This window comes from Gemmatimonas aurantiaca T-27, from assembly GCF_000010305.1.
Taxonomy (GTDB): domain Bacteria; phylum Gemmatimonadota; class Gemmatimonadetes; order Gemmatimonadales; family Gemmatimonadaceae; genus Gemmatimonas; species Gemmatimonas aurantiaca.
The window spans coordinates 3,352,954-3,372,811 of record NC_012489.1; the positions used below are offsets into that span (position 1 = coordinate 3,352,954).

The following is a 19,858-nucleotide window of genomic DNA, read 5'->3' on the forward strand; positions in this document are numbered from 1 at the left end:
AATCAGCGAAGGGGCGTTTTCAGGCGAGCCACGGGCGCATCCTTGCCCTTAGCCAGCGCGGCATCGAAGTGATTCCAGGTGACCAGACCGTCGTCACTTTCCGGCTCCAGCAGCAACATCGCGACGAGATCGCGCGACGTACCAGAGCGCACGACAAACGTGCCGGCGGGCAGCGTGCGCGATTCGGTGCGCCAGGCCCCGGTGAGGCTCACTTCCTGATGACCCTGGAACGGGCGTCCCGACTTGATCACCGAGTCGACCTGGAACACATCCAGAGACACCTGCTGCGGCGCACTCAGTGTGGTCACCGCAATGCCATGGAGCTTGAGCAGATCGGCCACGGCCGTGTACGACGCGTCGAACACATAACCACCGCTGGTGGGTGTGCGCGTGAGCGCGGCTTCGAAACGATCGACCACCGGCATGCGCTGCGCGGCGATCTCACCCGTGCGACGCACACCGAGCGGCACGCCCGGTTCGGTGCGTTGCGTGGAATCGGCCACACGCTCGAGACGTTCCACCAGCACGGGCTGCGTGTCGGGCCGCGAGAGGAAGCGTGAGCGCACCGGCACGGCCTTTGTGGCTGCCGGCGTGCGTGCGGCGTAGGTGCTGGCGGCGATGCCCGTCTTCACCCGTGCCAGGATCTGCGGGCGACGCTCGGACACGTATGACAGAATTTCCTGCACAAATGCGCGCGTGCTGGCGACCCGACGCTCGAACGGATCGTGGGAGTACGCTTCGCTCAGGATGCTGATACCGCCGCGCAGCCCGTAGTAGTTGGTGCCGTAGCGCGGCTTGTGTTCGTAGGTCACCCAGCCGGACTTGGTCGGTGCGGTGATGGATTCGCGGCCTTCGCCCGACGAAAAGTTGCCGTACGGGAACACTTCGAAGTTGTGACGCGCCTTCATGCGACGGCGAATCTCGGGGAGCAGCGTATCGATGGTGAATGGCGCCAGCGGGGCCGCCGGATGCAGCGACTGCGAGTAAGTGAGCGCGTAGCCGTGGTAGCTGCCGTTCGTGGTGTGCAGATCGATGAACAGATCCGGGTTCCACGCATTGAATGCCGCCAGCGCACCGCGTGTTTCCGGGGCTTCGGCCTTCACGTAGTCGCGGTTGAGATCGAGCCCGGCGCCATTGGGACGCTCGCCAATCATGACCGGTCCGAGCTGCGATCCACGATTGCGTGCCTGATCGGCCAGCTTCTCGTTGCCATCGGCATTGTAGATCGGGACCACCACCACCACGAGCGAGTCGAGCACGTTGGGTGTCTTGCCGAATGACCATTCCCGCAGCAGCGCCAGCACGGCTTCCTTTCCTTCCACTTCGCCGGCGTGAATGTTCGCCTGGAGATAGACAATGGGCCGGTTCAGGCGACGGGCTTCGGCCGGCGTCGACACCTTGGGGCGCGAGGCAACGACCAGCGGCAACGAGCGACCACCGGGTGACTTGGCCAGTTCACTCACCGTGATCGGTGCGCCCATCGCCCGGAGCGAATCGACGAAGCTCACGACATCCGCATAGGTGGACGTCTCGAGATAGTTCGTGCGTTCGGCCCGTGTGCGCGGCCCACGTGCGGTGGACGTGCCCTGCGCATCGGCAGTGGAGGTCAGGCCGAGTGCCGCACCCAACAGGCCCAGGGAGAGTGCGCGCACCGGAAAGCGGCGACGGGTGTGCGTAGTCTGCACGAACATCAGGACGACAGGCTGGAGGAGACGGCTGCGATCTGGAGCAGATGGCGGCGTTGATGCTGTGCCGTGACCAGCGCCCACTGATAGCCAGTGAGCGGTCCCAGCACGGGATGCGGATAGGTCACGGTGCCCAATGCGCAGCCGGACGCCTGAGAAAGCGCTCCAATCATGCGTGCACGGGCCAGGGACTGACGTGCGAGCGCGTCATCAAAAGACAGCTCACCTTTCGGGCGGACAAAATCCGGCGCTTCGATGCGACGCGTGGGATTCCACAACTGGAAGTGCTCGAGCGTCGGCTCGATGGCATCGGTCTCGGTTTCCGGCGTGTCCTTCACCTGCTTGATGAGGTTGGACAACAGGCGTCCGGCTCCGTCTTCGATGATGGCCAGATGTTCGACAATCGCCGTGATCGTCCAGCCACCGCGCGCGGGCATGGCATCACGCTGCGACACCGGAATGGCGTCCAGCACATTGAGCATGTCCTGCTGCGCCAATTCGAGCGCCACCACCACTTCGACCATGCGAGGATGCAGCGTGAAGAGGGACGGCAATGGTGTGGTCGAGTGAGGATCCGTCACGGATGGAAGGGCTGTTGGCGATCGGCGCGGGCCCGAAGCAGCTTGGCCACCTCGAACCGTCCAGGGAAACGTGCGTGCAGGGCATCCAGTTGGGCAACGACATTGGCTAGCCCCATGGTGTCCAGCAGCCGAAACGGTCCGCCCCGGAACGGTGGGAAACCGATGCCAAACACCGCACCGATATCTCCATCACGCGGGGAGCGGATGATGCCTTCGTCGAGGCAACGCACCGCTTCATTGAGCAGCGGCAGCACGGCCCGCTGTTGAATTTCCTCGACCGGAAGCGTGCGCCGCCGTGCACCGACCGGCGTCATGGCGTAGATCGAATCGTCAACACCCTGCCGCTTGCCATCGGCGTCGTAACGATAGAAGCCTTTGCGGGCTTTGCGACCAAGCCGGCCACTCGCGATGACGGCGCGCAGTGTCGCCGACGGTTGCATGCGTGGCCCAAAGGCGGCTTCCATGATCGGACCCGACTTGCCGGCAATATCGAGCCCCACTTCGTCGAGCAGCGTGAACGGTCCGACCGGAAAACCGAACTGCACCAACGCCTTGTCGATGTCCTCGATGGACGCCCCTTCGTCGACCATCCGGCCGCACTCGTTGAGATATGGCGCCAGGATGCGGTTCACATAAAACCCCGCGCCATCCTGCACGACGATCACCGTCTTGCCAAGCTGCTTGCCGTAGGCCACGGCGGTCGCCGTGGTCTCCGCACTGGTCTCCGGCGTGACAATCACCTCGAGCAGCGGCATGCGATGCACGGGCGAGAAGAAGTGCATGCCCAGCACCTGCTCCGGCCGTTTGGCGGCGCGCGCAATATCGCGAATGGGGATGGTGCTGGTATTCGACGCAAAGATCGCCGCCGGTGTGGTTTCCTCGACCTCACGCAGCACCTGATGCTTCACATCGAGATCCTCGAACACGGCTTCGATCACCAGATCGACATTGGCGAAGCCGCGGTAATCCACGGTGCCGCCCACCAGTGACATGGTGTCGTCGAACTGGACCCGCGTGATCTGGCGCTTGACGAGGCGTTCGCGCACCACATCGCGCACCGCCTTGAACCCCGACGCCAGCCGTTCGACCGTACCGTCCTTGAGCCGCACCACTGTGCCGGCTTGCACCGCCACCGCCGTGATGCCAGCCCCCATGAATCCCGCTCCCAGCACGCCGAGCTTGTGCACAGCACGTGGCGCCACGTTCTGGCCGGCGGGGAGCCCTGTGTCTTTCTTGAGCGAGGTGGTGGCAAAAAACAGATAGGCGAGCTGACGGCATTCCGGCGACACGGCGAGTTCGCCAAAACGCTTCGCTTCCTCGAGCAGGCCGGCGGCAAACGACTCGCGATAGCCGCGTTCGATCACGTCGAGCGCAGCAAACGGCGCTGGATAGTGACCACCGGTCTTCTTCGTCACGCTCTCGCGCGCCTTGCGAAAGATGATCGCGCGTCCCACCGAGTTTTCCTCGAGCGCACGCTCGACAAGACCGGGACGCCGCTCCCGTACCGCCGATCGATCGCCGTGCGCCAACTGGCGCGCACGCTGCATGGCCACATCGAGCAGGATCGCTGGGTGCACCAACTCGTGCACGAGCCCCATTGGCAGTGCCTTGCGGGCGCGCACATTCTTGCCGGTGAGAATCAGGTCGAGGGCCACCTGCAAACCCACCGTGCGTGGCAGCCGCTGTGTGCCGCCGGCGCCCGGTATCAACCCGAGCTGCACCTCAGGCAACGCCAGCACCGTCTTCGCATGATCGGTGATGATGCGGTGATGACAGGCCAGCGCCACTTCGAGGCCGCCGCCCAGCGCCGCCCCATGAATGGCCGCAATCACCGGCTTCCTGAGCGCGGCGAGGCGGTCGAGCAACAACTGTCCGCTGCGGGAGAGCCGTTCACCATCCACCGGGGCGGTGATGCGCTGCAGTTCTTCGATATCGGCGCCGGCAATCCAGCTATCTGTCTTGCCACTCACCAACACGGCTGCGACGATGGCCGCGTCCTGTTCGATGCGCAGGAAGAACTGTTCGAACACCGGCCCGACGCGACTGTTCAGCGTGTTCACCGGCGATCCCGGCTGGTCGTAGGCGATCAGCGCGATGCCTTCATGCACCCGCAACGACAGTCCCACCGTACTGTCCTCGAGCAACAGCGTGCCGGGCAGCGTGGCCACCGTCAGCCCTGCGCCCGATACATCGGATGCGGCACGACTCATGTGCGCTCCACGATCATCGCGTGCCCGAGTCCACCGGCCGCACACACGGTCAACATGCCGAACTGCGCGTCGCGACGTTGCAGTTCGTTGCACAGCGTGGTCACGATGCGCGCGCCGGTGGCGCCAAACGGATGGCCAATGGAGATCGAGCCACCCATCACGTTGAGACGCTCCGGATCCACTTCGCCCACCGGCGCACGGAAACCGCCCCGGTCTGCCCAGGCCTGCGACGTGAACCCCTGCAGGTTGCTGAGCACCTGGGCCGCAAACGCTTCGTGCATTTCGATGATGTCGAGGTCGTGCAGTGCGAGCCCGGCCCGTTGCAGCGCCAGCGGTGCCGCGAGCACCGGGGCCTGCAGCAACTGTTCACCCGGATCGACCGCAGCGTACGCGTATGAGCGGATGTAAGCGAGCGGCGTGTACCCCAACGCCTTCGCCCGGTCTTCACTCATGAGCAGCACCGCCGCTCCACCATCGGTGAGCGGTGAGGCATTGCCGGCCGTGACCGTGCCATACAGCCGGTCGAACACCGGTTTGAGCGCCGCCAACTGTTCGTAGGTGGAATCCCGACGCACGCCATTGTCGGCGGCCAGCATGCTGTCGTGTTTTGGCGGTACGGTCACCGGCGCAATCTCCGCCGTGAGTCGCCCATCATCGTGTCCGCGGGCCGCCATCTGATGCGAACGCAGCGCGAAACGGTCCTGCGCCTCACGGGCGATGCCATTGATCTTGGCCATCTTGTCGGCGCTCTGCCCCATCGTCTCACCCGTACTGGGCTCGGCGATCGCCGGCGTGATAGGCACAAGATCCCGGGGGCGCAACCGCGCCAGAATGGAGAGGCGCTGCGACAGACTGCGGGCCTTCGATGCGGCAACGAGGATGTCACTCATGCCGCGCGAATGCAGAATGGGCACCTGCGAGAGCGACTCACTGCCACCGGCGATCGCCACGTCGGCATGACCGAGCGCAATCTGGTCGGCCGCATCGGTGATGGCCTGGTTGGCAGACGCACAGGCGCGACCCACCGTATAGGCCTGCAACGACTTCGGAAAATGCGGCAGCAGCGAGACTTCGCGCGCAATGTTTGGGGCCATCACCGAAGGAATGACCGTCCCGAAGACCAGCAGGTCGGTCATCGAGGCATCCAAGGCCGTACGCTGCACCAATTCGGCCACCGCCAGCCGCCCGAGGTCGATGGCCGTGTAGTCCTTGAGCAGCGTGCCTGAGCGGGCAAATGGGGTCCGCACACCGGCCACGATCGCAACGCGCCGGCCGTTTCCAAAGGTGGCCATTCCTGCAAGCTAACGTTCACCCGGCTGGGTCGCCCACTCGACGGCCATTTGTCGTGACGGCAGGCACCCATGCCCAACAGCCCTGCCACCGGGGCTGGCCAACAGGCCCCCCGGGGCGCAATGTGCGCGCATGGAACCGACCCAGGGCTGGCGCCCCGCCGCGATCGCCGCGCTGTCCAGCGAGCCTTTTGACATTCTCATCATTGGCGGGGGCATCACCGGGGCGGGCGTCGCCCGTGAGGCAGCCCTGGCGGGTTATCGCACAGCCCTGGTGGAACGCGACGACTTCGGCGCCGGAACCTCATCACGGTCCTCACGGCTCGTGCACGGCGGCGTGCGCTATCTGGAGCATGGGCATCTGGGCCTGGTGTTCGAGTCGAGCCGCGAGCGCCGGCTGCTGCTGTCCCTGGCCCCGCACCTGGTCCGTCCGCTGGCCTTTACGTGGCCGGTGTATCGCGGTGCCCGGGTGCCCCGCTGGAAAGTGCGAGCGGGGCTGGCGCTCTACGACGCCCTGTCACTCTTTCGCAATGTGCATCGGCATCAGGGACTGAGTCGCGAAGGCGTGTTGTCGCACGAACCCGCCCTCAATCGTGATGCCCTCGTGGGAGGCGCCCGCTACTGGGATGCCGCCACCGACGACTCCCGGCTGACGCTGGCCAATGCCCAGGCCGCAGCCGACGCGGGCGCCACAGTCCTCAATCACTGCGCTGCCGCAGCCGGCATTCACGATGGCGCCCGCCTGGTCGGTGTGGTGGCCGAAGACCGACTGACGGGTAACCGCTTCGATGTGCGTGCCCGCGTGGTCATCAACGCCACCGGGCCATGGAGTGATGCCACATCGGCGCTGACGGGCGAGGCCAAAGGCTCACAGGTGCTGGGTTCGGCCGGTGCCCACGTCGCCGTACCGCGCCAGCGCATTGGCAACCGCGATGCGCTCACCATTGTTTCGCCACTCGATGGACGAGTGATGTTCGTGCTGCCGGCCGGCGCGCACGCCATCATCGGCACCACCGAACAACCGGCGCGGCGCGGTCCCGATGACATCCGCGCCACCATCGCCGACGTCACCTACTTGCTGCAGTCGGTGAATCGGGTCTTCCCCTTCGCACAGTTGTCTCTCGATGACGTCATCACGGCGTGGTGTGGGATTCGTCCGCTGGCGATCGCCCGCGCCGGTGAACACAACGCCAATGCGGCGTCGCGTGAACACGCCATCTCGCGTCGAGCCGACGGCCAGTTGAGTGTGACCGGCGGCAAACTGACCACGTATCGCGCCATGGCGGCGGATATCCTCCGCCACGCCTTGCGGGAACTGGGTGAGCCGGCACCACCGCCAGCCGTGAGTCGCACCACGCCCTTGCCGGGGGGCGACTGGAATTCCCGCGAGGCCGTCGTGGCCGAGGCCAGTGCCACCACACATGACGTGGCAGTCGCCGAGCGTCTCGCGCAGGCGTACGGCAGCGGCTGGCGCAATGTGTGGAGCTATGTGCAGCGCGATCCACGGCTCGGCGCGCGGGTGTCCGACGACCTGCCCTATCTGTCCGCCGAGGTGGCGTACGCCGTCGAGCGCGAATGGAGCTGCACGTTTGCCGACGTGTTGGTGCGGCGTACCCACCTGGCATTCGAGACGCGGGATCACGGCGTCGCCGCGGCGCAGCGGATCGCACCGTTGATGCAGGCCCGCCTCGGGTGGAGCGACGCGGAGCGGGAGCGTCAACTGGCCGCGTATGCCGCAGACGTCGCGCGTCTTTTCACCATCGATGGCATGAGCTGACACACTGGAGGCGTGTCAGCGCACCAGCAGCACCTTACCGTTGCGTTGGGCCTGCGCAGCGGCCGTCACGGCCTCGTGCAACTGTGCCAGCGGGTACGTGGCCTGCACACGCGCAGCGAGTTCCCCGCGCTGAATCATACCGACGAGCCCATCGTACACCACCTGCTGTTCGGCGGGCGTGGTGCGACGGAACCAGTTCACCAGCCAAAATCCACGGACCGTGATATCGCGAAAGATCAGCGAACGCGGCGTGACGCGGCTCGATTCACCACCGGACGCGCCGTAATTCACCACGGTGCCCGTGGGCACGAGTGAGGACGCAATACGTTCCGTGGCACTGCCACCCACCGCATCGAATCCGAGACGGATTTTTGCACGCTGCGTGGCGTCGACCACGCGCTCCGGCAGATCTGGCCCATCGAGCAGCACCACATCGGCACCCATCTGCAGGAGTGGCGCAATGAGTGCCTCGCGGCGCACCACGTTCACGGTGCGCACACCACGACGCCGGGCGAGCTGGATGACGTACTCACCCACCCCGCTGTTCGCCGCGTTCTGGATGATCCAGTCTCCCGCCTCCAGCGCCACAAAATCACGCAGCAGCAATTCAGCGGTGGGCGGATTGACGCGCACCATGGCGAGTTGCAGCAGGTCCGCATCGGTGGGCACCGACCACAGTTGATCAGCCGGTGCGAGCATGTGGGATGCCCACGTGCCGTAACCCGGTGGCATCACCACACGCTCACCGATACGGATACGACTCACGCCTTCGCCCACGGCGACGATCTCACCGACGGCCTCGTTGCCCGCCACCGCCGGCAGCGCCGGCAACAATCCGTACTGACCCGTAATGGTGAGCAGGTCGGACGGATTGATCGGCGCCGCCAACATCTCGACGAGGGCCTGCCCCGCTCGGGGCACCGGCGTGTCGCGTTCGATCAGGTGCAACAGAGCATGCAGCGCCGGACCGCGCTCACTGTATTCCGCGCGGATCATCGGGCGCGCCGCATCACACGACTTCTTCGGCGTTGCGATCGTGGATGGTCTGCAACTCCACAATCTGCAGTTTGCGAATACGCGTGGGCAGCTTGAGAATAGCTTCCTCACCCACGGACTTGCCCTGCAACGCGCGGCCAATGGGCGATCCCATGGTCACGTGTCCGTCGTGCAATTCGCCCGCATCACCGAACACCAGTTCGTACGTTTCACGCGCCTTGGACTGGAGATCCTCGACGATCACCTTCGAACCCAGACCCACCCGGTCACCGGGGATCTGCGTGATATCGATATTCGCGAGCTTCGTGACGCGCTGCGTGAGCTGTCCCAGGCGTGCCTGCACGAACTGCTGGCGTTCGAGCGCAGCCTTGTACTCGCTATTCTCCTTCAAGTCGCCAAGCTCGACGGCTTTCCGGATTTCGTTGGGCAGCGTGACGTTCAGCTCGAACTGGAGCTTCTCCACTTCACGCGCCATCTGAGCGATGAGTTCCTGGAACATGCGCTTTCAGCTCACGGATGGGTAATAAAGGCGAGCGCCCGACCGTTCCCGGCCGGGCGCGTTTCCTCTTGGGGCAATATGCCACTTCTGCTCGCGACTTCAAGCCGTCGACGAAGTGGCAGATATGAACCCTCCATGACCCCGGGCCATGGGAAAGGTTCCGTGCGTCGTTTTCTGCGTCCTTCCGAGCTACGCCTCGATGCGCGTGGCGATTTCATGCACCTGCGCGGCGTGCGCATCGATCACGGCCTGCGCCGCTTCCGCAGGATCGTCAGTGAGCGTGAGCAGATCGAGATCACCGGGGGAAACCTTGCCCTCGGCCGCCACGCGCGACGTGATCCAACGGATAAGCCCGGCCCAGTAGTGGCGGCCGAAGAGAATGATGGGGAACTGATAGATCTTGCCCGTCTGCACCAGTGTGAGCGCCTCGAAGAGCTCATCGAGTGTGCCAAAACCACCGGGGAAGATGATGAACGCATTCGAATACTTGATGAACATGGTCTTCCGCACAAAGAAGTACCGGAAGTTCACCAACGTATCGACATACGGATTCGCACCCTGCTCAAACGGCAATTCGATGTTGCAGCCCACGGAATGCCCTTTGCCTTCACGGGCCCCCTTGTTGGCGGCTTCCATGATGCCCGGGCCGGCACCGGTGATGATGGAGAATCCCTGCTCGGCGAGCAGACGTGCCGTTTCGCGCGCCGCCTGATACTGCGGGTCGTCGGGTCCCGTGCGGGCCGATCCAAAGATCGTGACACCCTTCTGAATATCCGCGAGTGCATCGAACCCCTCGACGAACTCCGAGGTGATGCGCTGCACCCGCCACGGATCACTCAACGTGAACGACGCCGTGGCCTCCGAGGGTGCCTGCAGCAGCTTCTCGTCTTCCGTCAGCATGGGGCGATCGCGGATCGCCTGGTCCACCAGACGCGGATCCATGCGCCGCACCGCCCGCGCACCACTCGACACGAGCGTGCGCGTACCGGCGGGCTCACGTCCCGCCTTCCGGTGTCCTTCTTCGGTGCGCTCCTTGAGCCCCTCGAGTGATTCGTGCTCGGCACGCGCCCGGGTGCTGGGCGACGCGGTCTTGCCCCCCGCGGTCTTGAGCTCGGGCGTATTGGAGGTCTTCGACGATGTCTTTGCAGACTTCGCTGCCGACGTTTTTGCGGCGGGCTTCGCCACAGACTTTGCCCCAGACGTGCGCGCCGCCTTCTTCGAGGACGTAGCGGCAGTCTTGGTGGACGTCTTCCGGGGCGTCGGGCGCGGAGATTTGGCCATGAGAATTTCGGTGGGAGACTCGAGGGGCACCGACAGCACGGTCCATGCGCTACGATGTGAACCCATGATGCATGATATCACTCCGCCCAGGCACCTGCTGCTGGTCGTGGCAGATGGGCTTCGGCCCGATGTGCTGGCGGAGTGCATGGAACGCGGCGACGTGCCGACGCTGTCGGCACTACGCACCCATGGCAGTTACCACGCAGTGAGCGCGTCGTTCCCTTCGGTCACCGGACCGGCGTACATACCTTTTTTGATGGGGCGACATCCGGCGCGTGCCGGACTGCCGGGACTGCGCTGGTACGACCGAGCCCGATCACTCGCCTGGTCGCCAGCACAAAGCCGCAGCTACGCCGGTATCGATATCTGGCATGTCGACCGGGATGTGGACCCGACCTCACCCACCCTATTTGAGCTCGCACAGCCATCGCTGAGCTCTTCGTGTATGCTGGCACGTGGGGCTTCGCATGGTCGCATTGGCCGTTCCGTCGCCTGGATGTTGCGTGCAGCTCCGACACACTTCCGCGGCGATCTGGAGGGATGGCGGCGCGTGGAGCAACGCGCCATGCAGCAGTTTCTACACCGATTTGCCCAGGTGCAGCCACGCCTGTCCGTGATGGTGGTGTCAGGCCCCGACAAGTTCTCGCACCAGCGTGGCCCATTCTCGGAGATCGTGCGTCGCTCGGTGCTCGATATCGAACATGCCGTCACCATGGCCAAGGCCATGGCGGATCGTGATGGATGGGGCGATCGACTCCATGTCTGGTTGGTGGGCGATCATGGGCACGCGCCCGTCACACAGCACGACGATCTGCATGGCTGGCTCGAAAGCGAATCACTGCGCGTGCTCGCACACCCCCAACTGTTCGTGCGACGGCCCGATATCGCGCTGATGGTCGGTGGCAATGCCATGGCACACCTCTACGTGGATCCGGCGCAGCGCACACGCCGCTGGTGGCCCGATCAACCGGCTCGTTGGCACACGCTGCACGAGCGTCTCCTGGCTCGACCATCGGTGGACCTGCTGTGTGTGGCCGAATCACCAACGGTCTCTCAGGTACAACACGCGCAACGTGGTGCGGCGCGCATCGTGCACGTACCGGCGCAGCAGTTCGAGGCCGAGCGATGGTCCTACCTGCCGCTGGCCGACGGCGATCCGCTGCAACTGGGAGGCGCGCACCTCAACCTCGATGCCTGCGATGCCTGGAACGCATCGGCCAACACCAACTACCCCGATGCCCTGGTGCAGTTGTCGCTGCTCACCACGGCGGCGCGATCGGGGGACATCATCATTTCGGCGAGCCCCGGGTGGGATCTGCGCACGCGCTTCGAACCCGTGGTGCACGTGTCCACACACGGCGCGTTGTTGCGCGACCAGATGCTTGCCCCGTTGCTGCTGGACACTCCATCTGCCCGGCTGCCGCAGCGCACGTCGGATGTGGTACCGAGTGCGCTCGACTTGTTGGGGCTCCCACCGCTGCCATTCGCCGAAGGTCGGTCGTTTCTGCGCACGGTATGAGGCAACGAGAGGCTCCCGCTGCCGCTATTCGGTGCGGTTCCGGCTGCGCTCGGGGTCGAACCCTTCAGGATAACGCTTGCGCAACTTGTCGATATTGCGCTGCGCAATGTCATCGAGCGACATGTCGAGCACCGTGGCAAAAGCTCCCAGATACCAGAGGCAATCGCCCAGTTCCTTGGCCAATGCTTCGCGATCAAGCGGCGTGGCGTGGAACAGGTGCTTCTTGATCACCTCGGCTACTTCCCCGGCTTCACCGGTGAGGCCGAGGGCGGCGTTGGCCAACTGCTGTTCGTGCGTGCGGTCGCGCCCGAGCGTGCGCGCCGCCAGGTGTTGATACTCGTCGAGGGTCATGCCCTCAAAGATATCGTCAGGCCGCCAGCAACGTGGAAGCCTGTGGCAGTTCCATCTCGAGGTCGTCGAGCAGCGACTCCAATTCGAGGCCGTCGATCCCCAACAGCGCTAGAGCCTGCGGATGCGGGGCGCTGCTTTCCACCGTGTGCACATATCCGATGCCCAACTGCGCCGCCAGCACATCGGCCAGGTGAATGACCGCGGCAAAACGCTGCGCATCACCGGTCAACTCGCTGAAGTCGTGATGGTACCGGCAGGCCGAGGCCAGCGAGGGGGGGAAGTTCCACGCCTCGCACAGGGCCCCGCCCAACTGTTCATGTGTCGCCCCGATCTGCTCGAGCTCGAGCTCCCGGAATGTCAGCGCCCCTGGCGCGCCGGCACGCTGCATGATGAGAGAGAACTCGGGCAGCCACGCCTGCATGGCGACAATGATGCCGATGTCGTGCAGCAGACCAGCCAGCATCGCTTCTTCTGGCAGGCCCACACCAGTGCGCAGAGCCACGGCCCGGGCGGCAGTCCCCACAGCCACACTGTGCGCCCAGAGGTCGCTGGGATCGAATCCCGGGATCGTGCGCCCGCCGCGGAACAGGCGATGCAGGCTCGCGGCCAGCGCGATACTGCGAATGGCTTCCACACCCAGCAGGCGGATGGCGGCCCGTGGTGTGGATACCTCACGCTGCCGACGATAGAAGGCGGAGTTGACCACCTTCAGCACACGGGCCGCAAGCGACGGATCGGAAATGAGGATCTCGTGCATCATCTCCTCGGTCGCCGCGGGATTTTCCGCCACCCGCATGATCCGGATGGCAACATCCGGCAGCGTTCCCAATGCGCCGACGCGGCTCAGCGTCGCACGAATGATGAAGTCTTTCACGCAGCCTCCCGCGTATTTGTGCCGTTCCCCGAAGTGTTGCCGGAACCGGCGCCCGTGCGCGCCCACTCTTCGAGCGCATCCGCAGTGAGCGGACGGCCGAGGAGAAAGCCCTGTCCATAGGTGTAGCCCAGCGCCTGCAGTAGCACCAACTGATCCACCCGTTCGATGCCTTCCGCCACGATTTCCAGGCCCAGATTCTCGGCCAGTGACACCACCGCGTGCAGCAGGGCCGAGAAACCACGCCCCCGGCTGATGTTGTCGGTCAGAGTGCGGTCGACCTTCAGCGTATCGAACGGATACTCCTGCAGACAGGAGAGCGACGAATAGCCCGCACCAAAGTCATCCATCGCCAGCCGCACGCCGTGACGCTTGAACTCGGCCAGCAGTTCGGACGCCATGGAGCGCTGCTGCATGATCTGCGATTCGGTGACCTCGAGCTGCAGACACTCCGGCGGCATGCCCATCTCATCGAGAATGGCCATCATGCGCTTGGCGAGCTGCGGATCCGTCAACTGCACGCGCGACAGATTCACGCTGATGTAGCGCGGAGCCAGCTCGGGCATATGCTCCCGCCAGTGCAGGAATTGCAGACAGGCCTGACGCAACACGATGTCCGACAGCGGCAGGATCAGGCGAGTCTCTTCGGCAATGGGGATGAACTGCGCAGGCGAGATGCTGCCGAGTTCCGGGTGCCGCCAGCGCAGCAACACCTCCACGCACTCGAGACGACGGTCTTCCAGTGACAGGATCGGCTGATAGGCCAGAAACATCTGGTCCGTGCCAATGGCTTCACGCAGCGCGTTTTCGAGCTGCATGCGATACCGCACGGCTTCCCGCATATCGTTCGTAAAGACCGCGTGACACCCCTTTCCGCGCGCCTTGGCTTCGTACATCGCGATGTCGGCATCGCGCAGCATATCGGCCGCTTCGGTATATCCACCGCCGCTGTGCACGATGCCGATACTCGCGCTGGATCGCACGATGTGCTGATCGAGATGGTAGGGAAGTTCGATGACCTCGATCAATCGATCGGCCACGACCGTGGCGGCCGCGGCGTCACGCGTGCCTTCCAGAATGACGATGAACTCGTCACCACCCAGGCGGGCCACGGTGGTTCCGCTCACATCGCGCGCCAGACTGTCCTGCACACGCAGACTGTCACGCAGGCGCTGCCCCAGCTCGGCGAGCAGCATGTCACCGAACGCGTGCCCGAGACTGTCGTTGATCAGCTTGAACCGATCAAAGTCGATGAACATCAGCGAGAATGATTCTTCGACATTGCGACGCGCCCGATCGATCGCATGCTGCAAACGCCACTGGAGCAGCGCGCGGTTGGGCAACCCGGTGAGCGGATCGATATGCGCTGCCCGTCCGAGGTCATCGAGCATGCGCTGCCGCTCGATGAGGGATTGCACACGCGCACGCAGTTCGGCGCCGAAGAACGGCTTGCGAATGTAGTCCGACGCACCGGCCTCGAAACACGCGGCGAGGACTTCCCGCTGTTCACTCGCGGTGATGATGATGATCGGCACATCCGCGAGCGCCGGATGCAGGCGCAGCTTGGGAAGCAGTGCGACACCCGTGCCGTCCGGCAATTCCTGGTCGAGCAGAATGAGGTCAGGACGCATGGCAATGGCCTGCGCCATGCCGCCGCGTCCATCGTGCGCGCTCGCGAACTGCACATGGAGCGGGCGCAACATGGCCTCGACCAGCGGATGGATATCCGCGTCGTCGTCAATCAGCAGCACTCGGGCTGGTGGCTGCGCCAGGCGCCGCCAATCTTCCCGTCGTTGATCCATGGTCATATTGGTCACTCCAGAGTCATACCCTGCGCGCCGCGCTGTGCTGCGCGCGCAAAATGCTGCAATCGGTCCATTGTCGGTCCACAGGTGTCCGGGCTTTCCCGGAGCAGTTGCTGTTCGAGTTCCCGCGCCAGGTCGCCAACGGCGGGATAGCCATAGCTGCCGGCAGCGCCTTTGAGTTGATGCGCCGCCTGCACGGCCTTGTCCACACGCCCCTCACGCAACGCGACGTCGATGGTGGCCACACGATCCGGCAACGCGGAGGCAAATCGGGCCACCAGTGCGGCCAATTCCGGCTCGCGCGACATTTCGCTGTACAACACCTGCGGGAAGAGGTCTTCCTCCTCACGCAGCCAGTGAGCACAGGTCGCGATCAGCGCCGCACGATCAATGGGCTTGCTGGCATAGTCGTCACAGCCCGCGTCGAGGCACCGTGCACGATCTTCCGCCATGGCGTGGGCTGTGAGGGCAATGATCGGCATCGTTTCGCCGCGCGCCCGCAAGGTGGCGGCGAGAGTGTAACCGTCCATCTCCGGCATCTGCATGTCGGTCACCAGCAGGTCGAATGGTGCCCCTGCCGCCGAAGCCCACTCCAGCGCCTCCAGCGCCTGTCGTCCATTCGGCGCCACCGTCACTTCAGCACCCGCCGTCCGTAGCAGCAGAGCGATGAGGCGCTGATTGTCTTCGCCGTCTTCGGCCAACAGGATCCGTCCGCGCAACGCGAGCACGGCCGGACGCTGTGCGCCCAGGGCCGCCGCATCTGCCAACTCGAGACGGGTGCTGTCCAATTGGTCCACACACGCCGCCGATGCAATGGGCTGCAGCACCAGTCGCAGTTCGAAACGCGAGCCACGACCAGGTGCCGTGTGCACCAGACGGACATGGCCTCCCATCAGGGTGGCGAGGCGACGGCAAATGGCCAGGCCCAGGCCCGTGCCACCGTGGCGCCGCGTCACCGAACCATCGGCCTGCATGAACGGCTGAAACAGCAACGACTCCTGCTGCTCGGTCATGCCGGGGCCGGTGTCATCCACCGTGATCGTGAGCCATTCCTGTCCTTCGGCCCGTTCAACACCCGCTTCGATCGTGACACGTCCGTATGCCGTGAATTTCACGGCGTTCCCGACCAGATTCATGAGAATCTGCCGGACCCGTGTCGGATCGGCAAAGACCCGCGATGGCACCGTGTTGCGCAAACGGGTTTCGAGCGTGAGCCCCTTCGCTGCCGCACGGGCGCGCATGAGACTTTCGACGTCGAGCAGCAATGCGGGCAGATCACAGGCCACCGGTTCGATCTCGAGTCGGCCGGCTTCGATGCGCGAAATGTCGAGAATGTCGTTCAGCACGGTGAGCAGATGCTCGCCGGCACGCTGGATCGTCTCGAGCCCTTGCACCTGATCCCGCGGCGCAGCGCTGCGCACCGCCTCCTCACGCAACAGATCCGTGTGTCCCAGAATCGCGGTCAGCGGCGTACGGATTTCGTGGCTCATGTTGGCCAGGAATTCGCTCTTGCTGCGATTGGCTCCTTCGGCATACTGCTGCGCCTGACGCAGCGCTTCTTCACGCTCGATGGCATCGGTGACATCCATGACCGTGCCCATCAATCCCACGCGCGTGCCATCGGCGCGGCGTTGCACCCGCCCTTCGGCACGCACCCAGCGCACGGCGGGATTCCGCTCCGCCGTGCGCATCAGCAGCGAGTACGGTTCGCCTGTTTCCTGCGTGTGCTGGAGAGCGGCGAGTAGCACCGGCACCTCGTCAGGATGATACTGATCGTCGACCACCAGCTCCGGCGTGGGCGTCCACTGCGTGCTGTCGCGACCAAAGAGCTGAAACAGCTCGGCAGACCATTGCAGGTGGCGGGTCGCGCTGTCGAAGGACCAGCTCCCGAGTCGGGCCATGGACTGGGCATCGGCCAACTGCTGCGCGGTGCGCTGCGCCACCTGAGCCAGACGTTCGAACTCCACGCTGCGAGTGGTCACCGCCACATGTTGCCGGCGCAGCAGTCGCACTGCCGGCTCGATGACGACCAGCGCGATGCCGAGCAGCATGGCAAACAGGAATGCCGCCATGACCCACGCCGCCCGTATGCCCTGCTGCACGGATTCCGCCTGATGCCGCTGCAACAGGTCCAGTACAACTTCCGTGTGCGCGCGCAGTGCGTCGGCACGCTGTTGAATCGTGTCCGCCACTCTGGCGCGTTCCGCCGGGAACGTCAGCAGCGTGAACGCCTCCACACTGACGCGCAACGAGTCGCGGTCGGCCCGATTCCGGGCGAGTACACTCCAGGCGGAACGCGCCGTGGCGGTGGTCCCGTGGCTCAGGCGGTCCGCCAGCACGTCGACACGGCGGGCGTCTTCCAGCAGCGATGCCAGTTCGTTCGTGAGCTGGCCAATTTCTGCAGGTTCAGAATCCGCCGCGCTGGCGAATCGCATCATGCGCTCGGCGTGCAGACGCTGACGGCTGACCAGCGTGGACAGCTCGCCTTCGGCCCGACGGGCGTCTTCAGCCTTGAGGTGCCCCCAGAGCGCTCCGCCCACGAGCGCCCCAAAGACGAGCAACGAGGCGTGTACCGCAATCCGCACGCGATGATGCGGGCTGCCCGGCACGCGGAAGGTCGTGGTCTGCACCTGGCTCAGGCGCGCGTCGACATGCCGACGATACAGCGTCCAGCCCAGCAGTGGTCCAATGATGACCGCCAGGCCAACGGCGTCGAGCAAACTGCGCACCGTGTCACTGACGTCGATGGGCGCACGAACGACGGCTTCGTGCAGGGCCAGTTCGACCATGACCGTCAGCACCACGAACTGCAGCACATCCGTCCACCACGCGCGCAGGCGCAGGCGGGGACGTGACATGGGGGGCGTGGGTGCGGACATGAGGCGACGGTGGTGCGGAAGTCCCGTCGACGGCAGGGCGGAATGATCGATCCCTGCCCCCGGTTCGGGAGGCAAAAACAGTGGCGGCACCCTCGTCGGCGTCCAGCTTCCAGTATCGGCGGGGCGCCACAACCGCTTGATCGGTTTCAAGAGGGGAAACCCTACATTTCCGACAAACTCGTCACGAATAGGACGCCGCCCCGACCGGAGCGTCACGTGGCGGGCATGACCGTTTCAGACTTCATTGTCCGGCGTTGTTTATATTGCAGATATGGCGTGGATTTCCCTGACGACGACCCTGGCCCTGCGTGCCCTGCTCAATCCGGCACTGGCCGCGGACCTGCTGCGTGTGGCGTGGCGGTTCCGTCATCGGCATTGGTATCGTCGGGTGCCGTTCCTGCCGCTGCCGGCCATGAACTACGTGCGGTGGCGCATGTACACCGCCTACGGGGATGAGCATGCGGTGCCGCCAGCCGGGGATGTGATCGCCTTCGCGCGCTGGCTGGGACGCCAGCCCTGATCAGCGGCGGTGACGTCTGCTCGGCGTCACTGATGCGTTCGCAGCCATGTCGGACGTGCCTCCCGCTGCCCGCGCGGCCGCGTCTGCTGCGGCCCCCACACGGTCGCTGAGTGAGCGGCTGATCGCTCAGGCCTATGGCTTGGGGTTCGATGCTGCCGGCATCGCGGAACTTGGCGAGCCCGAAACACGCGCCGTCTTCGATGCCTGGCTCGCGGCCGGCCACCACGGCAACATGGGCTATCTCGACGGGGCGGGCGCGCAGTTGCGACATGACAGCCGTCGCCCCCATCCCGGGGCCACGCACGCGCTCGTGCTGGCCGCGTCATACGGTGGACGGGAACCGGCCGGCCCGGTGGCCCGCTACGCTCGTGGCGATGACTACCACGATGTACTGCGCGAGCGGATGCGCGAACTGCATCGGTGGCTGGAGCAGGAAGTTGGCGCTCCCATCGATGCACGACCCTACGTGGACAGCGCGCCAATTCTCGAACGGGATCTCGCACAGCGTGCTGGCCTGGGCTGGTTCGGCAAGAACACCATGCTGATTTCGCCACAGGCCGGATCATTCCTGTTTCTGGCGTCGCTGTTCGTGGCCTTTCCGCTCGAAGCCAGTGCCCCCTTCGAGGCCGATCGCTGCGGGTCGTGCACACGCTGTATCGATGCCTGCCCCACCGACGCCATCACCGCACCACGCACCGTCGATGCCCGGCGTTGCATCAGCTATCTCACCATCGAGCTGCGCGAAGAGATTCCGGAAGCACTCCGCCCAGGTATCGGATCCTGGTTGTACGGATGTGACATCTGCCAGGATGTCTGCCCATGGAATCGGCGATTCGCCCAACCCATTCGGTTCGACGAATTCCAGACACGCCCATTCCTCAGCGACAGTGATCCGCGGGCGATGGCGCGTTCGGTGCTCATGATGGACGCCGCCGACTATCGCGAAACGTTTCGCGGATCCGCGATGAAGCGCGCCAAGCTGTGGATGTTGCAGCGCAATGCCGCCGTGGTGCTGGGCAATGTGGGCACGCCGGACGATCTGCCCGTGCTGGAAGCGGCGGCCGAGCTGCACGATCAGCCGCTGGTGCGTGAACACGCCACCTGGGCGATCAGGCGCGTCCAGGAGCGCCCAGAGAACTGAGAATACGACACTCCGACATCGCGTGTCCGCTGTCGCAGCACTGCGTGAGCTGGGAGAGTGCCTCCCGCAGCGTGAGCAACTGCTCGAGTTTGCGGTCTACAGCCACCAGTTGCTCCCGCGCCAATCTGTCCACTTCATCGCAGGGGTGATCGGGCTGCTCCGACAGGTGCAGCAGATTGCGCACCACGTCGAGCGAAAACCCGAGGTCTCGTGCTCGACGGATGAAGGTCAACCGACGCACGTCTGTGGCATCGTAGCGCCGATAGCGCCCGTTGCCCTGCCGATGCGCCGCCGGCAACACACCCACGCGCTCGTAGTACCGAATCGTTTCGGGGGTGGTGCCGGTGTGCTCGGCCAGCTCGCTGATGATGAGCAGTTCGGGGGAGGCGTTCGGCATGAGGCGCACGGGAGGTAGAAGACCGTTGACCTTGTAGTCACTACAAAGAATAGCTTG

General features: G+C 64.8%; 16 protein-coding genes. 4 read left to right on the forward strand and 12 right to left on the reverse strand.

Annotation, left to right across the window (positions count from 1 at the left end):
- Positions 1-2: 2 nt before the first annotated feature.
- From GAU_RS14635 to fadI, 4 genes are read right to left on the reverse strand one after another with little or no spacing between them, the layout of a single operon-like run.
- Positions 3-1,691: a M14 family metallopeptidase gene (locus GAU_RS14635; RefSeq protein ID WP_015894665.1), complete on the reverse strand. Its 1,689-nt coding sequence runs from the start codon at positions 1,689-1,691 to the stop codon at positions 3-5.
- Positions 1,691-2,266, reverse strand: a complete 576-nt coding sequence (locus tag GAU_RS14640) for a DinB family protein (protein WP_015894666.1) — start codon at positions 2,264-2,266, stop codon at positions 1,691-1,693. The genes GAU_RS14635 and GAU_RS14640 overlap by 1 nt, the downstream gene beginning before the upstream one ends.
- Positions 2,263-4,476, reverse strand: coding sequence for a fatty acid oxidation complex subunit alpha FadJ (gene fadJ, locus GAU_RS14645; protein ID WP_015894667.1), 2,214 nt, complete (start codon positions 4,474-4,476; stop codon positions 2,263-2,265). Before fadJ ends, GAU_RS14640 begins: the two co-directional genes overlap by 4 nt.
- Positions 4,473-5,768, reverse strand: a complete 1,296-nt coding sequence (gene fadI, locus GAU_RS14650) for an acetyl-CoA C-acyltransferase FadI (RefSeq protein ID WP_015894668.1) — start codon at positions 5,766-5,768, stop codon at positions 4,473-4,475. The genes fadJ and fadI overlap by 4 nt, the downstream gene beginning before the upstream one ends.
- A 130-nt stretch (positions 5,769-5,898) precedes the next feature.
- Here fadI and GAU_RS14655 point away from each other — a divergent pair, with 130 nt between their 5' ends.
- Positions 5,899-7,542 (forward strand): glycerol-3-phosphate dehydrogenase/oxidase, encoded by a 1,644-nt coding sequence (locus GAU_RS14655; RefSeq protein WP_015894669.1) that lies wholly within the window; start codon positions 5,899-5,901, stop codon positions 7,540-7,542.
- 15 nt (positions 7,543-7,557) lie between these two features.
- Here the strand turns inward: GAU_RS14655 and GAU_RS14660 are convergent, their stop codons facing one another.
- From GAU_RS14660 to GAU_RS22915, 3 genes are all read right to left on the reverse strand, one after another.
- Positions 7,558-8,538: a zinc-dependent alcohol dehydrogenase family protein gene (locus GAU_RS14660; RefSeq protein ID WP_015894670.1), complete on the reverse strand. Its 981-nt coding sequence runs from the start codon at positions 8,536-8,538 to the stop codon at positions 7,558-7,560.
- A gap of 13 nt (positions 8,539-8,551) precedes the next feature.
- Complete coding sequence (locus GAU_RS14665; RefSeq protein ID WP_015894671.1) at positions 8,552-9,037, reverse strand: GreA/GreB family elongation factor; 486 nt, start codon at positions 9,035-9,037, stop codon at positions 8,552-8,554.
- Positions 9,038-9,226: 189 nt separating this feature from the next.
- Positions 9,227-9,979 carry a TIGR00730 family Rossman fold protein gene (locus tag GAU_RS22915; RefSeq protein WP_015894672.1) on the reverse strand — a complete coding sequence of 251 codons (753 nt, stop codon included), beginning with the start codon at positions 9,977-9,979 and terminating at the stop codon, positions 9,227-9,229.
- A 403-nt stretch (positions 9,980-10,382) separates the two neighbouring features.
- Here GAU_RS22915 and GAU_RS14675 point away from each other — a divergent pair, with 403 nt between their 5' ends.
- Positions 10,383-11,837, forward strand: a complete 1,455-nt coding sequence (locus tag GAU_RS14675) for an alkaline phosphatase family protein (protein ID WP_041265565.1) — start codon at positions 10,383-10,385, stop codon at positions 11,835-11,837.
- A gap of 24 nt (positions 11,838-11,861) precedes the next feature.
- On the opposite strand, the gene GAU_RS14680 is transcribed toward GAU_RS14675, so the two are convergent.
- Genes GAU_RS14680 through GAU_RS21135 form a run of 4 tightly spaced genes read right to left on the reverse strand, consistent with a single transcriptional unit; the run spans position 11,862 to position 17,722 of the window.
- Positions 11,862-12,188: a nucleoside triphosphate pyrophosphohydrolase family protein gene (locus GAU_RS14680; RefSeq protein WP_015894674.1), complete on the reverse strand. Its 327-nt coding sequence runs from the start codon at positions 12,186-12,188 to the stop codon at positions 11,862-11,864.
- Between the two features lie 16 nt (positions 12,189-12,204).
- On the reverse strand, positions 12,205-13,062 hold the full coding sequence (locus GAU_RS14685; protein ID WP_015894675.1) for an HDOD domain-containing protein: 858 nt from the start codon (positions 13,060-13,062) through the stop codon (positions 12,205-12,207).
- Positions 13,059-14,867: a putative bifunctional diguanylate cyclase/phosphodiesterase gene (locus GAU_RS14690; RefSeq protein ID WP_015894676.1), complete on the reverse strand. Its 1,809-nt coding sequence runs from the start codon at positions 14,865-14,867 to the stop codon at positions 13,059-13,061. Before GAU_RS14690 ends, GAU_RS14685 begins: the two co-directional genes overlap by 4 nt.
- 5 nt (positions 14,868-14,872) lie before the next feature.
- Entirely contained in the window at positions 14,873-17,722 is a 2,850-nt protein-coding gene (locus tag GAU_RS21135; protein WP_169307699.1) for a hybrid sensor histidine kinase/response regulator, read from the reverse strand.
- A gap of 292 nt (positions 17,723-18,014) precedes the next feature.
- Here GAU_RS21135 and GAU_RS14700 point away from each other — a divergent pair, with 292 nt between their 5' ends.
- Both GAU_RS14700 and queG read left to right on the forward strand, forming a co-directional pair.
- Positions 18,015-18,263 carry a hypothetical protein gene (locus GAU_RS14700; protein ID WP_015894678.1) on the forward strand — a complete coding sequence of 83 codons (249 nt, stop codon included), beginning with the start codon at positions 18,015-18,017 and terminating at the stop codon, positions 18,261-18,263.
- Positions 18,264-18,309: 46 nt separating this feature from the next.
- Positions 18,310-19,404, forward strand: a complete 1,095-nt coding sequence (gene queG / locus GAU_RS14705; RefSeq protein ID WP_015894679.1) for a tRNA epoxyqueuosine(34) reductase QueG — start codon at positions 18,310-18,312, stop codon at positions 19,402-19,404.
- On the opposite strand, the gene GAU_RS14710 is transcribed toward queG, so the two are convergent.
- Positions 19,373-19,801 (reverse strand): MerR family transcriptional regulator, encoded by a 429-nt coding sequence (locus tag GAU_RS14710; protein ID WP_015894680.1) that lies wholly within the window; start codon positions 19,799-19,801, stop codon positions 19,373-19,375. The genes queG and GAU_RS14710 overlap by 32 nt on opposite strands.
- Between the last annotated feature and the right edge of the window lie 57 nt (positions 19,802-19,858).

Bases quoted from the DNA above. Each gene is read 5' to 3' on its own strand.
- GAU_RS14635 (WP_015894665.1), bottom strand. From the start codon at position 1,691: ATGTTCGTGCAGACTACGCACACCCGTCGCCGCTTTCCGGTGCGCGCA.
- fadJ (WP_015894667.1), bottom strand. From the start codon at position 4,476: ATGAGTCGTGCCGCATCCGATGTATCGGGCGCAGGGCTGACGGTGGCC.
- fadI (WP_015894668.1), bottom strand. From the start codon at position 5,768: ATGGCCACCTTTGGAAACGGCCGGCGCGTTGCGATCGTGGCCGGTGTG.
- GAU_RS14655 (WP_015894669.1), top strand. From the start codon at position 5,899: ATGGAACCGACCCAGGGCTGGCGCCCCGCCGCGATCGCCGCGCTGTCC.
- GAU_RS14660 (WP_015894670.1), bottom strand. From the start codon at position 8,538: ATGATCCGCGCGGAATACAGTGAGCGCGGTCCGGCGCTGCATGCTCTG.
- GAU_RS14665 (WP_015894671.1), bottom strand. From the start codon at position 9,037: ATGTTCCAGGAACTCATCGCTCAGATGGCGCGTGAAGTGGAGAAGCTC.
- GAU_RS22915 (WP_015894672.1), bottom strand. From the start codon at position 9,979: ATGGATCCGCGTCTGGTGGACCAGGCGATCCGCGATCGCCCCATGCTG.
- GAU_RS14675 (WP_041265565.1), top strand. From the start codon at position 10,383: ATGATGCATGATATCACTCCGCCCAGGCACCTGCTGCTGGTCGTGGCA.
- GAU_RS14680 (WP_015894674.1), bottom strand. From the start codon at position 12,188: ATGACCCTCGACGAGTATCAACACCTGGCGGCGCGCACGCTCGGGCGC.
- GAU_RS14690 (WP_015894676.1), bottom strand. From the start codon at position 14,867: ATGACCATGGATCAACGACGGGAAGATTGGCGGCGCCTGGCGCAGCCA.
- GAU_RS21135 (WP_169307699.1), bottom strand. From the start codon at position 17,722: ATGTCACGTCCCCGCCTGCGCCTGCGCGCGTGGTGGACGGATGTGCTG.
- GAU_RS14700 (WP_015894678.1), top strand. From the start codon at position 18,015: ATGGCGTGGATTTCCCTGACGACGACCCTGGCCCTGCGTGCCCTGCTC.
- queG (WP_015894679.1), top strand. From the start codon at position 18,310: ATGTCGGACGTGCCTCCCGCTGCCCGCGCGGCCGCGTCTGCTGCGGCC.
- GAU_RS14710 (WP_015894680.1), bottom strand. From the start codon at position 19,801: ATGCCGAACGCCTCCCCCGAACTGCTCATCATCAGCGAGCTGGCCGAG.